The organism is Marinoscillum sp. 108, assembly GCF_902506655.1.
In the GTDB taxonomy this organism is placed as follows: domain Bacteria; phylum Bacteroidota; class Bacteroidia; order Cytophagales; family Cyclobacteriaceae; genus Marinoscillum; species Marinoscillum luteum.
Genome location: NZ_LR734808.1, coordinates 3,319,372 through 3,334,246, shown reverse-complemented (window position 1 = coordinate 3,334,246; position 14,875 = coordinate 3,319,372). Strand labels below are relative to the sequence as shown.

Sequence of the window (14,875 nt, the reverse complement as noted above, 5' to 3'; positions counted from 1 at the left end):
TTTAAAAACTATGAAAGCCCTTTTGCCCTTACTTTGTTTGACCATGCTGTCGGCATGCCTTACCAACCCCTCCCGAACAGAAAACACGTATTATCAGAATGCCAAGCTGATAGAAGAACACCCCTATGTGCTCCCGGGAGATTCACTAGTGTTTCTGCGATATCATCAGGCAGAGGACAAAGAGAATGTAATGGATGATGAATACGCAGAGGCCCTTTATTTTCAGATTCCGAACACCACGCAATTTCACTACGAAGGTGCTGACCAACTTCGACAATTGAAAATCAGGCTTTATCCATACTGCTTCTGTATGGAAGCCGTGGGCAATACCATAGAAGGCGGCAAAATCTCCGGAACACGCAGCAACGGAAACTGGCGTATTTCCGCGGACATCGACTTACGCATTATCTATGCCTACGATCAGGACAGCACTTATTTGGGCCAGCGGATCAATCGCACCTTTTCCGGAACTTTTCATCAGGAAGCAATCCCAGCAGGGAGATAAGAAATCATTTTCATCACATATCCGTAGAAGGAATCTTAGAACCTTTTTGGAAGCATTTCGCTTTCCTACCTAAATTCCTTTTATGAGCAAATCCAAAGTAACACTGAGCCATGTGTTCAAAACCATCGTATGGCCCAGAAGAAAGATCATTGGCGTAGGTCTGATATTGATTGTGATCAGCCGGGCCGCCAGCCTGGTATTGCCGGGAGCCAGTAAATACCTGATGGACGATGTGATCGCAAAGAGTGACATGGAAATGCTAAAAGTACTTCTGTTGGCTATTCTCGGAGCCATTGTGGTGCAATCCATCACTTCCTTTCTACTGACACGCATACTGAGCGTAGAAGCTCAGCACCTGATCTCTCAACTGCGAGTCAGGGTACAGCGAAAGATTATGTACTTGCCGGTTCGATTTTTTGATAATACCAAAAGCGGCGAGCTCGTATCCCGTATCATGACGGACGTGGAAGGGGTAAGAAACCTCGTGGGTACAGGACTGGTACAGCTGGTAGGAGGTCTCCTTACTGCCATTGTTTCCCTGTTCCTTCTGATCAACATCAGCCCCATGATGACACTCTACGTGTTGGTGCCGGTTTCCATTTTTGGGGTGATCTCTTTAAAGGCCTTTGGGTACATTCGCCCCATTTTCAGAGAGCGGGGAAAACTGAATGCCGAAGTAACCGGCCGCCTCAATGAGACACTCGGTGGGGTGCGGGTGATCAAGGGATTTAATGCAGAAAAACAAGAAATCAAGACCTTTGAAGAAGGCGTGGAAAAGCTATACCTCAATGTAAAAAAGAGCCTTACCTCCACCAGCCTGGTTACCAGTTCGGCCACATTTCTGTTGGGCCTTGCCAGCACTGGCATCATGGGCATTGGTGGATACCTGATTGTCCAGGGCGAAATGACCATCGGAGATTTCCTGGCCTTTACGTTGTATTTGGGATTTATGATCGCCCCTATCGTGCAGATGAGTAACATCGGCAGCCAGCTCACAGAGGCATTTGCCGGACTGGACCGCACAGAGGAGATCATGAATCTTGCAGAAGAAGACGATGGCTCGGTAAGAACCATTCGCATCCCACAGATCAAAGGTGACGTGGAGTTTCGTGACGTGAGCTTTTCTTATGAAGACGACAACCATGTAATCAAGCACATTAGCTTCAAGGCTCCGGCTGGCTCTGTGACTGCCCTGGTGGGGACCTCCGGCTCGGGAAAATCCACCATCGCCAGCCTTGCTGCATCTTTCCTCACCCCCGATGAGGGCATCATCACCATTGACAATGAAGACCTCTCTAAAATTTCCTTGGATAGCTATAGGAGTCAGCTGGGAGTCGTCCTTCAGGATGATTTCCTCTTTGAGGGCACTATTCGTGAAAACATTCTCTTCCCAAGACCGGATGCCACAGAAGAAGCTCTGATGACTACCGTAAAAGCCGCTCACGTGGACGAGTTTACCGATCGGTTCGAAAAAGGATTGGACACGCGAATCGGTGAACGGGGCGTAAAACTTTCCGGCGGTCAAAAGCAACGCATAGCCATCGCTCGAGCGATATTGGCAGACCCGAGAATACTCATCCTGGATGAGGCTACCTCCAATCTGGATACCGAGAGCGAAAGTTTTATTCAGGAGAGTTTGGCCAGGCTCATGAGTGGGCGTACCTCGTTTGTCATTGCCCACAGGCTGAGCACCATTCGTCAGGCCGATCAGATTCTGGTGGTAGAAAATGGTCAGATTGCCGAGCAGGGTACCCATGACGAATTGATCCAAAAAGAGGGCCGCTACTTTCAACTTTACACTTACCAGGCAAGAATTTAAGCTTACAATACACCGCGGGCTGGTTAATTCCATTTGAGTTTGTATATTTATCCTCCCCTGATCAGCAAAATAAATTCGGGCATGTAGAATGCCACGTTGTTAAACCAGGATTAAAACCCAAAAAAAGCATGATAATAGGAATCGGAGGTGTGAGCCGTGCGGGTAAAAGTACTTTGGCCGAGAAGCTGAAAAGCCACCTTGAAAAAGCGGGCAAATCAGTGGACATCTTTTGTCAGGATGAGTATGTGAAACCCAAGATTTCCATTCCTAAAGTGCAGGGCGTACCCGATTGGGAGAGGCCCAGCACCATCAAGTGGGACTCGCTCACCAATGATGTTCAAAAATCAGAAGCTGATGTCAAAATCGTAGAAGGTTTGTTTTCATTTTATCCTGCCTCCCTGCGGGTAAAGTATGATGCAAAGCTTTTTTTAGAAATTGATAAGGAGGTTTTTCTGGGCAGAAAAAGTCAGGACAAACGCTGGGATGAAGAGCCCGAATGGTATGCTGAACACGTGTGGAGGTCATATATGAAATATGGCCAGAAAAAAGGAGACAAAAGTGAGTATTTGGACATCTCAGGGGAAGCTCCGTATGACCCTAAGAAAATTCTGGAAGCCATCAGTTAGGTCACTTCGCCAATTTTGTATGATTTCCCATTAAAGGAAACCAAATCCCCAACCTGTTTCTCCAGAAATGCCGCTCCCAGTGGTGCCACTGGTGAAATACAAAACACCTTCTCTGGAGTTTGGATGAGTCCGAGACTAATACTAATGTAGAATAGCCCCTGATCTGTACTCAACAAGCTACCTAGCTCTACTTTCTCTGACTTTCGTTCAGGATGGAGCTCCCGAAGAACTTTCTGCTGCTTCAGCACCTGATTGAGCTGTGAGGCTACCTTCTCTTTCTCCAGGTGCATCATGGCACGCCCGGTTTCGTACTTATCTCCGGCACTGCTTTTAGACTCCTCATTGGCGGCCGCCTGAAATCCCCTAAGCTCATTATTGAGCCCGTCTATTCTGCTTTGGATCAAATCCAAGCAGACTTCATGAACTTTCAATTTCAACGTGTGTAATTCCATGAAGCCTGCCTGATTATTTTATAATTCAAATTTTATCCCCTGTGCCAAGGGCAACTGTGTGGAATAATTAATGGTATTGGTCTGTCGGCGCATATAAGCCTTCCATGCATCCGAACCAGACTCGCGGCCTCCACCGGTCTCTTTCTCCCCACCAAAAGCACCACCAATTTCTGCTCCTGATGTGCCAATGTTAACATTGGCAATACCACAATCTGAACCCGCCTGAGAAAGGAAGAGCTCCGACTCTCGCATGTTGGTTGTCATGATGGCAGAAGACAATCCCTGCGGCACCGCATTCTGCATGGCGATGGCTTCCTCCAGGGTACTATACTTGATCAGGTAAAGAATCGGTGCAAAAGTCTCGTGACACACGATTTCGTAATCGTTTTTCACCTCATAAATGGCAGGCTTCACGTAACATCCGGATTCATAACCAGGACCTGAAAGCACCTCTCCTGCGATAACCGCCTTACCTCCTTCTGCTGCAATTTTGGTCAATGCACTTTCGTACATCTGCACGGCATCTTTGTCGATCAGTGGACCCACGTGGTTGTTTTGATCCAAAGGACTTCCGATCCTAAGCTGACCATATGCACTTTGTAGTCGCTGCTTCAGATCTTCATAAATGCTCTCATGGATGATGAGCCTTCTTGTAGAAGTACATCTTTGTCCGGCAGTACCTACTGCACCAAACACAGCACCCGGAATGGCAATGTTGAGGTCGGCATTTTCGGTAATTATAATAGCGTTATTACCGCCGAGTTCCAGGATCGATTTCCCAAGTCTTCGCCCTACGGCTTCTCCCACGGCTTTACCCATGCGTGTAGATCCTGTAGCGGAAACCAAGGGCACCCTGGTATCATTGGCCATTCTCTTTCCGATTTCAGCATCACCGACGATCAGGCCACACACTCCCGGATGCACACCATTCTTTTCAAAGATCCCCTGCACAATTTTCTGACAAGCTATGGCCGATAAAGGCACTTTTTCGGATGGCTTCCAGATACACACATCACCACATACCCACGCCAGGGCGGAGTTCCACGCCCAGACGGCCACCGGAAAGTTGAATGCCGAAATAATCCCAACAATGCCCAGAGGATGCCACTGCTCATACATCCTGTGCAATGGGCGCTCCGAGTGCATGGTGAGCCCATAAAGCTGGCGCGAAAGCCCTACCGCAAAATCGCAGATGTCGATCATCTCCTGGACTTCTCCCAGCCCTTCCTGTAGAGACTTGCCCATCTCATAAGACACCAAAGTGCCTAGATCATCTTTATGTTTTCTGAGCTCCAGCCCTATCTGACGCACAATCTCACCACGCTGTGGTGCGGGCACTAGTCGCCACTCCAGGAAGGCCTCCTGAGCCGCTCGCACTACTTTTTCGTAAGCATCGGCATCCGCCAGCCTCACTTCGGCAATGGCCTTGCCATCTACAGGTGAAAAAGAAGTGATCACTTCACCCTTGGTAGGAAGCCACTTGCTCCCTATAGCCGCACCGGGGTTAGATGCCTCTACGCCAAGGTTCTTTAGGATTTTAGTCATGTCAGAAGATGGGGTACTCATATCTGTTTTGGTTAAATGTTGTTTCGAGCGGCAAAGCTAAATAATCTCATTGCGAAAAACCCTAAAAACCAAAAGAGCCACCTTGCCGAAGGGCAAGGTGGCTCTTATCTCTGCTAACTTCGCTCACCAACCTATCCCATAATAGGCTTTTTCTCCATTGGGGTAAACTCCTTCTATGAGTATGCCCTCTCCTCTGGCTCCGTTTAGTGATGCAGATAGATCATCCATATTGGCGATCGGTCGCTTGTCTATTTTCGTGATAATAAACCCTTCCTCGATTCCGGCCTCTTTCCACTTACCTTTTTCAATAGACTTCACCTGCACCCCTGACTTTATCCCAAACTTTTCTTTGTAGGTATCCGAAACGGGCTCCAGAGTAGCTCCCTCCATCTGAAAGGCGCTGTTGGCCTTCACCACCTCAGTTGTCATAAACTGGTTCTTCAATATCGCGTCAACTGTTTTAGTTTTTCCATCCCGGATGAACGTGACCTCAATCTTATCTCCAGGTCTGTTGAGCGCTACCTGCTCCTGAAGCTGGGCCACGTTAGACACCTTTTTTCCCTCTATGGCAATGATCACATCCTTCTCCTTCAAACCTGCTTCGGCGGCAGATGTACCTTCGTTCACTTTAGCCACAAATACCCCCTTGAGCACATTCAGGTTTTCCTGCTCGGCCAGTGCTGATGACACATCCACAATCTGAATGCCTAACAAGGGGCGCTGTACCGCACCAAAATCCTTCAAATCATAGATCACCTTTTTCACCAGCGTAGCTGGCACAGCAAATGAATAGCCGGCAAAGGCTCCTGTCGGAGAGGCGATAGCGGTATTGATACCCACCAGCTCACCTTTCAGATTGACCAGTGCTCCACCACTATTTCCGGGATTTACAGCCGCATCTGTCTGTATAAATGCCTCTATGCGTGTAGCACTTCCTCCACGTGCCAGTATGTTGATGTTTCGGGCTTTGGCGCTCACAATCCCTGCGGTCACCGTAGACCTGAAATCAAACGGATTACCTATGGCCAGTACCCACTCCCCAATCTGCATGCTTTCAGAATCCCCAAACTTCACAGTGGGCAAGTTCTCCGCATCTACTTTGATCAGGGCCAGGTCGGTATCAGGATCCACGCCCACCACTTCTCCTTTGTAAGTACTATTGTCATTCAGCAGGATTTCGATCTCCGAAGCTCCATCCACCACATGATTGTTGGTAGCAATGTATCCATCCGAAGAAATAATAACCCCGGAACCAGCTCCCATACCCGGTCCGCCCTCTCGCCTGTCATAGCGATCACCAAAATAGTCTCTGAAAAAATCCTCCATTGGGTTACGGGCACCATTGGATTGAGTGGTTGCAGCATATTTTGTGCGGATGTGCACCACTCCGGGTGTTGCAGACTTGGCGGCATATACAAAATTGAGTCCCTGCGGAACTACATAGTCTGTGGTATCAAAAACGTAATTGGTAAAACTCACCGGGTTGTTACCACTAACCGGCTGAATCTGATTTGTGACTTCTGTCTCCACTAGTGTGGCATACCCGCCAAGGGCGATGGCTGCTCCCAAAAATGAAGACAGAATCATTGCGAAAAATATATTTCTTTTACTCATAATTCTTACTATTTCTAATTTCCGTATAGACTTATACTGTCTTTGATCAGACTTTGTTTGGGTTAAACTCCCGATACCCGGTAAGTGTATATAACCTTAACAAATCTTAACAAAAAACCCTGATCCCGGCTACTGCCAGAACCAGGGCCTCACTTGCTCCAACTCTAATTACTTGATCGCAATGGTCTTTTTCATTTCCTTCTTAGCATCCTTGGGCAGTACAATGTTGAGTACGCCATCCTTGTAAGAAGCGTCGATTTTATCCACATTCACATTGTCTGGAAGGTAGAAGGATCTACTGAATGTCCCGTAAGAGCTCTCCACGGTGTGGTAGTTCTTTTCGGTTTTTTCCTGACTCATTTTTCGCTCCCCACTCACGGTCAATCGATCATCCTTCACATCTATATTGATGTTTTCCTTTTGGATACCCGGGATATGAAACTGAATTTCAAATTCCTTATCTGATTCGGCAATATCTACCTGTGGTGAAAAGCTGGTAATGCCTTTTCCTCCATAAAAGTCATCATTGAAAAATCTGTCAATGAAGTTTCCGAATGTCGCAGGCTTAAAGCCGTTTGGGTTATACTTTATAAGTGTCATGTTTTTGAAAGTTTAAATTGTTTAACATCAAATTCGATTACCCATTAAACGAATTCTGTACCAAGCCGAAAATCACAACAAACAAATGCCATAATGGCCGGTTTTAATGACAAATAGATAAATAAACTGACATAATGGCCTGTATTTAAAAAATGTAGAAGTAATTAAAATTTTTAAGTGAAAGGTTTTGCAGATAATGAAACAGAAAATTAAGTTTGCAATCCTTTTTACAAAGCCTTGTAAAGAGGCAGCGAAAAATTCCTCCTTAGCTCAGCTGGTTAGAGCATCTGACTGTTAATCAGAGGGTCCTTGGTTCGAGCCCAAGAGGAGGAGCCAAAACCTACTAGTTCATTCTGGTAGGTTTTTTTATGTCCTAACGGGTAAGACGCGGGCTCGAACTGGTTCGAGGGCTAGCCGCCCCTTTTCAGCAAGCCCGTTCCCCTCTTGAGAGGGGCTAGGGGTGTGTAATTTCGATCAAGCAATATTTGTGCGGGTTATCACTTCGCCGGCCGGGGCGAGGGCTAGCCGCCCGCACCTCACCGGTCGTCCCAACAGGAGGAGCCAAAAAAAAAACCTACTAGTTCATTCTGGTAGGTTTTTTTATGTCCTGACGGGTAAGACGCGGGCTCGAACTGGCTCGAGGGCTAGCCGCACCTTTCAGGAAGCTGTTCCTAGGGGTGTGTAATTTCACTTCTTCTTTTCCAGTCAAGAGCACTCCGATCCAAACGCTCATATTCATCCCACAAAGCAGCCGCTCCCAGAATGGCAAGATCCTGCTGATCTATAGTGACCAACTTCAAACGACGGACGGTCTCTTGAAAAGGAAAATCCGACAAAGCAGATTTGAGGTCACCTTCAAACAGCGGAAAAGCCTTGGAAATAGAACCTCCAAAAGCAATGACCTCAGGGTCATAGGCTGCCAACACCATTTTCACAAATTGCCCCAGATGATGTCCATACTCCCTCCATACAGTGACTTCACCATGCTCTCCGGCTGCAGCTTCATTTGCGGCCTGTGCGGTCGTTTGGTGCTGGGTCACAAAAAATCCGCTACTGCTAAAATCCTCATAGCGGGCATCGAGGTAGCGGAGTATTCCCAGCTCTCCCGCACCGCAATTGCTCCCAAAGTAAGGTCGCCCGTTTAGCACCAGACCAATCCCTATTCCGGTGCCTAGTGTGATACCCACCATGTTTTCACATCGGACCTCCAGCCCATACTTATAAGCTCCGTACGCAAAGCAGTTGGCATCATTATTAACATGCACCGGCAGTCCGAATCTCATCTCCAGTTCGCGCTTGAGCTCCACCCGCTTCCAAGAACTAATATTGTTTGAATTGTACACAGTGCCCGTGGGAATGTCTACCACAGCGGGCACCCCTATCCCAATACCATCCGTATTGGAATTGATCAATGGGGATAGGAAATCAGAGATTTGATCAAGCGTTTTCTCCAATACATCTTTATTTTCCAGCAAGGTCTGACGCTTATGCTCCAACCGATCTCCCTGACAAATGGCTGCCCGAATTTGAGTTGCTCCTAAATCTACACCTATTGTCATCCGTCCTAAAATTTCAATTTCCCAAAAACTTTAAAAAGGGCCACTGTACTCAAAAGTGAAACAGCAGCAAGGCATACACCCAACCAAACGTCCTGATAGACAAATGAGCCAATGGAGAAGAGGGCAGAATAAACCGACACCAGTCCAATAAAAATCAGCAGCACTTGTAATGGCATTTGCCAAACAACACCCTCTCCATGATCACATGGGTCGTTGTCTGCTCTGGCTTCCTCCACCACTCGCCTCCACCCAGGACCACCGGGGCGGGTAAGGCGATAAAAATTTCTCAAAACCTGGGCATTTTCCGGCCTGGTCAGCAGTGTGACGGACACCCATGAAACCGTAACAACACCCACAGTAATCAGGAGCTTCATGGTAAAGCCATCCAGAACCTCCGTGGCCACGGTAGCGTCATCTACGCCAAGCACCAGCACAAAAGCCACCACAGTGGCCACAATCATGGCAGTAATTTCGGTGATGGCATTGATTCGCCACCAAAACCAGCGCAGCAGGTAAATGGCCCCTGAACCTGCTCCCGACAAAAGCAGGATATTGAATGCCTGAGTGGCATTGTCCAGCACATACAATGAAAGGAATCCTGCAATGATCATGAGAAGAACCGTAGTCCATCTACCCATGGCCACCATCTGCTTATCGGTCGCATCTGGCTTCAGAAAGCGTTTGTAAAAATCATTGACAAAATACGATGAGCCCCAGTTGAGGTGAGTACCTATGGTGGACATATAGGCCGCAATAATTGACGCCACCACCAGGCCTATCCACCCTGTACCGAGCTTGGCCAGCATCACGGGATAGGCAATGTCATCTTTCAAATAAGTGGGATCTATATCCGGAAATTCTGCATGAATAGAATCCAGGTCCGGATAAATCACCATGGAAGCCAACGCCACGATGATCCACGGCCAGGGCCTGAGGGCATAGTGCGCAAAATTGAACAGTAAAGTAGCCCCGATGGCATTTTTTTCGTCTTTGGCAGAAAGCATACGCTGGGCGATGTAGCCACCACCACCAGGCTCAGCGCCCGGGTACCAGACGGCCCACCACTGCACTGCCAGGGGGATCAACAGTAGTGGCACCCAAACCGAGGCACTGCTGAAATCCGGAATAACGCTGATCTTATCAGCAATAATGGGGTTACTCATTAGCTCAGAAAGGCTCCCAACCTCCGGCTGACTCACGGCCACATAAGCGGCATATACGGCACCAAACATAGCAATTCCGTATTGGAAAAAGTCCGCCCAAACCACTCCCTTAATGCCTCCGAGCGAGGCATAAATCACCACCACAATGGAGGCACCCACCACCACCACCCAAGGCTCCAGTCCCAACATCACTGCACCAATCTTGATAGCCGCCAGTGTGACTGAGCCCATGATCAGGGTATTAAAGAACACGCCCAAATAAATAGCCCTAAACCCCCGCAGAAAGGACGCGAGCTTTCCTCCGTATCGTATCTCGTAAAATTCCAGATCGGTATTGACTCTTGACTTTCTCCAAAGCCGGGCATAGATAAAAACCGTGACCATTCCTGTAATCAGAAAGGCCCACCACGCCCAGTTTTTCGACACCCCACTCTCCCGGACAAATCCAGTCACCAGGTTGGGGGTGTCCGCTGAAAAAGTACAGGCCACCATGGATACACCCAGGAGCCACCAGGGCATTCCGCGGCCTCCCAGGAAGTACTCTTCCGAACTCTGGCCCGCAGTACGGGAGGCCACCCAGCCTATTCCCAATACGATGGCGAAAAAAATGGCAATAATGATCCAGTCAAGGGTATGTAAAAGCATATCCGGGTTATTTAATGAGTATGGTGTGTGAATTTAAAACTGGTAGCGCTTGAAGGCTTCGATGGCTTCATACTCAGCCAAACCAAGTTGATCGTAGAGCTTGGCGGTGGACCTGTTTCGGTCTTCAGCCCTTTGCCAGAATTCCCGACCATCAGTTCCCTGAAAAACCACTCCATCTTTTTGTGATTGGTGCTTGAAGATTGCCTGACGCTTCTTCATCAATTCATCCGGACTCAGAGGCACGGCCATATCTATGTCTTCGATTCCCCACTCCTGCCATGCGCCGCGATACAGCCACACGTAACAATCCTTCAGCCAATCATCATCCTTCAGGACTTCCAGTGCTTTGAAAATAACATCCAGACAGACCCTGTGGGTACCATGTGGATCCGAGAGGTCCCCTGCTGCATAGATCTGATGTGGCTGAATGGCCCGGAGCAAGTCCACGGTAATCCTGACATCCTCCTCACTGATCGGGAGTTTTTTCACTCGGCCGGTCTCGTAGAATGGCAGATCCAGAAAGTGCGCTCGCTCATCTGGCAATCCTACGAAGCGACAGCCGGCTCGGGCCTCACCCCTTCTGATCAGCCCCTTGATCCTGCGAACATCATCAGTATCCATTTCACCGGTACCTTTATTGAGAATGTCGGCTTTTATTTTTTGATAAAACTCCTTTTGCCCTGACTGCTTATTGTCCTGAGAGTTTTTCAGCTCATTGTAGAAATCCGCAAAACGGATCACTTCTTCGTCAAATACCGCAATATTTCCAGAAGTCTGATAGGCCACATGCACCTCGTGCCCCTGGTCATGTAAGCGAATAAAAGTACCTCCCATGGAGATCACATCATCGTCCGGATGAGGGCTGAAAAGCACCACTCTCTTCTGGGCAGGTAAGGCACGCTCAGGTCGCTGAGAATCATCTGCATTGGGCTTACCCCCGGGCCATCCCGTAATGGTATGCTGTAGTGCATTGAACATCTTAATATTTAGCTCATAGGTAGAAGGATAAGCGGTAATGAGATCATTCATTCCATGATCATTATAATCACGCTCCGTAAGCTTCAGGATAGGCTTGCCGGTTTGCTGGCAAAGCCATACCACGGCCCGTTTGGTGGTAAACTCGTCCCATTTGCAACCACCTACCAGCCAGGGGGTATAGATACGCTTCAGGTAAGCGCAAGATCCAGTATCCAATACCACTGTGGTATTGTGATGCTGCTGCAGGAAGGTAGCAGGTATTTCTCCTGAGATATCCCCTTCTATCATCCTTCCCGCCACAGTGGCTTTGCTCTCTCCCCAGGCCATCAATAGAATTCTCTTCGCTTTCAGAATGGTCCCGATCCCCATGGTAATGGCCTTGCGAGGTACATTCTCTTTTCCATAAAAATCTCCAGCGGCATCCTCGCGGGTCACCTGATCCAACGTGACAAGCCTGGTAATTGAATTGACGTGGGAGCCCGGTTCATTGAACCCTATATGTCCGGTTCGGCCAATTCCCAATATCTGCAGGTCTATACCTCCATATGTTTCAATCTTGCGCTCATACTCCAGGCAGTATTTTCTGACTTCAGATTCCTGCAGGTCACCTTTCGGGATGTTAATATTCTCCGGATCAATATCGATGTGATCAAACAAATACTCATGCATAAAATGCCAGTAGCTGTGACTGGAGATGGGTGCTATCGGGAAGTACTCGTCCAGATTGAATGTCACTACATTGTGAAAACTCAGCCCCTCCTCCTGGTGCATTTTGACCAGTTCGTTATAAACACCCTTCGGGCTGGAGCCTGTGGCCAGGCCCAACACACAAACATCCCCTTTGCTCTGCTTATGCCGAATCAAATCAGCTATCTCCATGGCAATGCTTCTGGAGCCTATAGATGATTCACTGAAAACAACATTGTGAATCTTTTCAAAGCGTTTTTCCTCATGCAACCCAACCATCTCATGGGTGAGTATTTGACTATTCTGAATGGGCTCTTCCAATATGTCAGTCATTTTGTTTGGTAGTTTAAAGATAGAAAAGACATCAATCGACTTCTCCTAAAATGGTCATCTTTTACAAACGTATAAAAAAATGTGTGCGCACACAATTAATTTAAATAAAAATGTGTGCGCACACACCAACATCAGAAAGAGTCTCAGGTTTTGATTAGTTTTGACCATTATATGTTTCGAAAATGATTGATAAGAAAAACATCAGAATCAAGGATATTGCTCAAATGGCTGGTGTATCGGTGGGTACTGTGGACCGGGTGCTGCATGGAAGGGGGAAAGTATCTAAAGACGCACAGCAAAAAGTAGAGGACGTTCTCAATCGTACCGGGTATAAGCCTAACCTGATCGCCAGAACATTGGGATCCAACAAGACACTCAAAATCACCGCCTTATTGCCCGACCCGGCACAGGATGACTACTGGGCGCTGGCTGAAGCCGGGATACTTCAAAGCATTGAAGAGTGGTCCTATTATGATGTAGAAATCAACTGCATTTTCTTTGACCTCTACAATCCTGGCTCATTCAAAAAGACCACAGATGTTGTACTCGAAAGCAAACCCGACGGAATACTTATCGCTCCTGTCTTTCACCACGAATCTATCGAGCTGCTGGCGCAATTGAAAGCGCACTCCATACCTTATGTGCTCTTTAACACCAACATACCTGAAGCCGATCCTTTGTGTTTTATCGGACAAAACCTGGTACACAGTGGCAAGGTGGCCGGTGAGCTCCTCAGCCTTGCAGGTGGGACCAGACGAACCATCATGTCACTGCACATCTATGAAAACCGTGATAACTCGGTTCACCTGATGGCCAAGGAGCATGGGTTAAGGCAATATTTTCAGGAGCAGCCCTACGAGGTGATCAGTCTCGACCTCAGCACTCCACATGAGGTAGAGGATCATATCAGAGAAGCCATCTTGAATCCTGATCTACTGGGAATTTTTGTGACTACCTCCAAAGGCACGTACATAGTAGCCCAGATACTTGAAAAGTACAGTCTGGAGCACATTAGACTGGTGGGCTACGATCTATTGGAAGAAAACCTCCGCTATCTGAAAAAAGGAACGATTGATTTTCTGATTAATCAAAATCCCAAACGGATGGCAAAAATAGGCGTCAATCACCTGGTGAACCACCTGCTCTTCCAAAAGACCCTCCCGGAAAAAGAGATTTTCCCCATTGAAATCATCACCCGCCAAAACCTGGATTCCTACCTCACCTCCAGGATTCATTGAGACCCCTAAACATCAAAAACCCGCACCGATTTTATCGGTGCGGGTTTTCTACTTCAGTTGAGCACTGATCAACTCTTCAATATATCCTCAATCTTTTTGAGCTCATCTGCCTCAAACCCCAGATGATCCAAAGCCTTCACATTAGACATTAGTTGCTCGGCACTACTCACGCCCACCAGTACGGAAGTAAGTCGCTCGTCTTTCAGCAACCAGGCGATGGCCATATCGCTCAATGATTGCCCTCTGGCCTCTGCAATGGCATGCAGGCCTTTTATTTTCGCCAAATTAGCCTCTACGGTCTCTCGCTGCAAATAGGTCATCCCCTTTGCCGCCCGGCTGTCGGCCGGTATTCCTTTGATGTATTTATTGGTGAGCATACCCTGCTCCAATGGACTAAAAGCAATGCAGCCCACGCCATTGTCATCCAGGGTATTCATCAATCCCTTTTCCACCCATCTGTCAAACATTGAGTACCTGGCCTGATGAATGAGGCAGGGTGTTCCCAGATCTTTGAGAATGGCAATGGCTTTTTTAGCCTGATCATCCGGGTAGTTGGAGATCCCCACATATAAAGCCCGCCCTGATCTGACAATGAAGTCCAACGCACCCATCGTTTCCTCCAGTGGTGTGTCAGGGTCTGGCCTGTGGTGATAGAAAAGATCCACATAGTCCAGGTTCATCCTTTTCAGGCTCTGATCTAAACTATTCACCAGGTACTTTCTCGATCCAAAATTGCCGAACGGCCCGGGCCACATGTCGTATCCCGCCTTTGAGGAAATAAAAAGTTCATCGCGATGAGCTGAAAAATCCTCCTTATATAATCTCCCAAAATTGGTTTCGGCTGATCCAAACGGCGGCCCGTAGTTATTGGCCAGGTCAAAGTGTATGATTCCAAGATCAAAAGCAGTTCTCAGAATCTGCTGTCCTTTGAGTAGGTCATCTGCATGCCCAAAGTTGTGCCACAGACCAAGTGAAAGAAGCGGAAGCTGTACACCGCTGCGACCACAGCGGCGGTATTTCATTTGCTGATACCGGTCGTCCTTTGCCAGGTATCGTTTATATCCTGATTTGTCGTTAATTTCCATGGGTT

At 47.8% G+C, this 14,875-nt stretch carries 12 protein-coding genes and 1 tRNA gene; 5 read left to right on the top strand and 8 right to left on the bottom strand.

All coding sequences use genetic code 11. The features are described from left to right. Nucleotides 1-10 precede the first annotated feature (10 nt). The 3 genes from GV030_RS13555 to GV030_RS13545 all read left to right on the top strand — a co-directional run bounded on the left by GV030_RS13555 (nt 11) and on the right by GV030_RS13545 (nt 2,950). Nucleotides 11-505 (top strand): hypothetical protein, encoded by a 495-nt coding sequence (locus GV030_RS13555; protein WP_159582903.1) that lies wholly within the window; start codon nt 11-13, stop codon nt 503-505. 82 nt (nt 506-587) lie between these two features. After that, a complete protein-coding gene (locus GV030_RS13550; protein ID WP_159582901.1) occupies nt 588-2,324 on the top strand; it encodes an ABC transporter ATP-binding protein in 1,737 nt (578 codons plus the stop codon). A gap of 128 nt (nt 2,325-2,452) precedes the next feature. Continuing rightward, nucleotides 2,453-2,950: a uridine kinase gene (locus tag GV030_RS13545; RefSeq protein ID WP_159582899.1), complete on the top strand. Its 498-nt coding sequence runs from the start codon at nt 2,453-2,455 to the stop codon at nt 2,948-2,950. On the opposite strand, the gene GV030_RS13540 is transcribed toward GV030_RS13545, so the two are convergent. From GV030_RS13540 to GV030_RS13525, 4 genes are all read right to left on the bottom strand, one after another. Then, the gene (locus GV030_RS13540) at nt 2,947-3,402 is read right to left on the bottom strand and encodes a 3-oxoacyl-ACP synthase (protein ID WP_159582897.1); all 456 of its coding nucleotides are present in this window, start codon (nt 3,400-3,402) and stop codon (nt 2,947-2,949) included. The genes GV030_RS13545 and GV030_RS13540 overlap by 4 nt on opposite strands. Before the next feature lie 18 nt (nt 3,403-3,420). Then, the gene (locus GV030_RS13535; protein WP_159582895.1) at nt 3,421-4,968 is read right to left on the bottom strand and encodes an aldehyde dehydrogenase family protein; all 1,548 of its coding nucleotides are present in this window, start codon (nt 4,966-4,968) and stop codon (nt 3,421-3,423) included. A gap of 123 nt (nt 4,969-5,091) precedes the next feature. Continuing rightward, complete coding sequence (locus GV030_RS13530) at nt 5,092-6,582, bottom strand: Do family serine endopeptidase (protein ID WP_159582893.1); 1,491 nt, start codon at nt 6,580-6,582, stop codon at nt 5,092-5,094. A 168-nt stretch (nt 6,583-6,750) separates the two neighbouring features. Then, nucleotides 6,751-7,182, bottom strand: coding sequence for an Hsp20/alpha crystallin family protein (locus GV030_RS13525; protein ID WP_159582891.1), 432 nt, complete (start codon nt 7,180-7,182; stop codon nt 6,751-6,753). Nucleotides 7,183-7,441: 259 nt separating this feature from the next. Here GV030_RS13525 and GV030_RS13520 point away from each other — a divergent pair. Next, nucleotides 7,442-7,518 (top strand) — tRNA-Asn (locus GV030_RS13520). Nucleotides 7,519-7,853: 335 nt separating this feature from the next. On the opposite strand, the gene GV030_RS13515 is transcribed toward GV030_RS13520, so the two are convergent. The 3 genes from GV030_RS13515 to nagB are packed head-to-tail and all read right to left on the bottom strand — an operon-like array spanning nt 7,854 to nt 12,493. After that, nucleotides 7,854-8,741, bottom strand: a complete 888-nt coding sequence (locus tag GV030_RS13515) for an ROK family protein (RefSeq protein WP_159582889.1) — start codon at nt 8,739-8,741, stop codon at nt 7,854-7,856. 5 nt (nt 8,742-8,746) lie between these two features. Next, nucleotides 8,747-10,549 (bottom strand): sodium:solute symporter family protein, encoded by a 1,803-nt coding sequence (locus GV030_RS13510; RefSeq protein WP_159582887.1) that lies wholly within the window; start codon nt 10,547-10,549, stop codon nt 8,747-8,749. Between the two features lie 33 nt (nt 10,550-10,582). Beyond that, a complete protein-coding gene (gene nagB, locus GV030_RS13505; protein ID WP_221413390.1) occupies nt 10,583-12,493 on the bottom strand; it encodes a glucosamine-6-phosphate deaminase in 1,911 nt (636 codons plus the stop codon). A gap of 236 nt (nt 12,494-12,729) precedes the next feature. Here nagB and GV030_RS13500 point away from each other — a divergent pair, with 236 nt between their 5' ends. After that, entirely contained in the window at nt 12,730-13,785 is a 1,056-nt protein-coding gene (locus GV030_RS13500) for a LacI family DNA-binding transcriptional regulator (RefSeq protein ID WP_159582883.1), read from the top strand. A 68-nt stretch (nt 13,786-13,853) separates the two neighbouring features. Here the strand turns inward: GV030_RS13500 and mgrA are convergent, their stop codons facing one another. Next, nucleotides 13,854-14,870, bottom strand: a complete 1,017-nt coding sequence (mgrA, locus tag GV030_RS13495; RefSeq protein ID WP_159582881.1) for an L-glyceraldehyde 3-phosphate reductase — start codon at nt 14,868-14,870, stop codon at nt 13,854-13,856. Nucleotides 14,871-14,875: the final 5 nt, after the last annotated feature.

Excerpts from the sequence above, each read along its gene's own strand:
- GV030_RS13555 (WP_159582903.1), top strand. The coding sequence starts at position 11 with ATGAAAGCCCTTTTGCCCTTACTTTGTTTGACCATGCTGTCGGCATGC.
- GV030_RS13550 (WP_159582901.1), top strand. The coding sequence starts at position 588 with ATGAGCAAATCCAAAGTAACACTGAGCCATGTGTTCAAAACCATCGTA.
- GV030_RS13545 (WP_159582899.1), top strand. The coding sequence starts at position 2,453 with ATGATAATAGGAATCGGAGGTGTGAGCCGTGCGGGTAAAAGTACTTTG.
- GV030_RS13540 (WP_159582897.1), bottom strand. The coding sequence starts at position 3,402 with ATGGAATTACACACGTTGAAATTGAAAGTTCATGAAGTCTGCTTGGAT.
- GV030_RS13535 (WP_159582895.1), bottom strand. The coding sequence starts at position 4,968 with ATGAGTACCCCATCTTCTGACATGACTAAAATCCTAAAGAACCTTGGC.
- GV030_RS13530 (WP_159582893.1), bottom strand. The coding sequence starts at position 6,582 with ATGAGTAAAAGAAATATATTTTTCGCAATGATTCTGTCTTCATTTTTG.
- GV030_RS13525 (WP_159582891.1), bottom strand. The coding sequence starts at position 7,182 with ATGACACTTATAAAGTATAACCCAAACGGCTTTAAGCCTGCGACATTC.
- GV030_RS13515 (WP_159582889.1), bottom strand. The coding sequence starts at position 8,741 with ATGACAATAGGTGTAGATTTAGGAGCAACTCAAATTCGGGCAGCCATT.
- GV030_RS13510 (WP_159582887.1), bottom strand. The coding sequence starts at position 10,549 with ATGCTTTTACATACCCTTGACTGGATCATTATTGCCATTTTTTTCGCC.
- nagB (WP_221413390.1), bottom strand. The coding sequence starts at position 12,493 with ATGGTTGGGTTGCATGAGGAAAAACGCTTTGAAAAGATTCACAATGTT.
- GV030_RS13500 (WP_159582883.1), top strand. The coding sequence starts at position 12,730 with ATGATTGATAAGAAAAACATCAGAATCAAGGATATTGCTCAAATGGCT.
- mgrA (WP_159582881.1), bottom strand. The coding sequence starts at position 14,870 with ATGGAAATTAACGACAAATCAGGATATAAACGATACCTGGCAAAGGAC.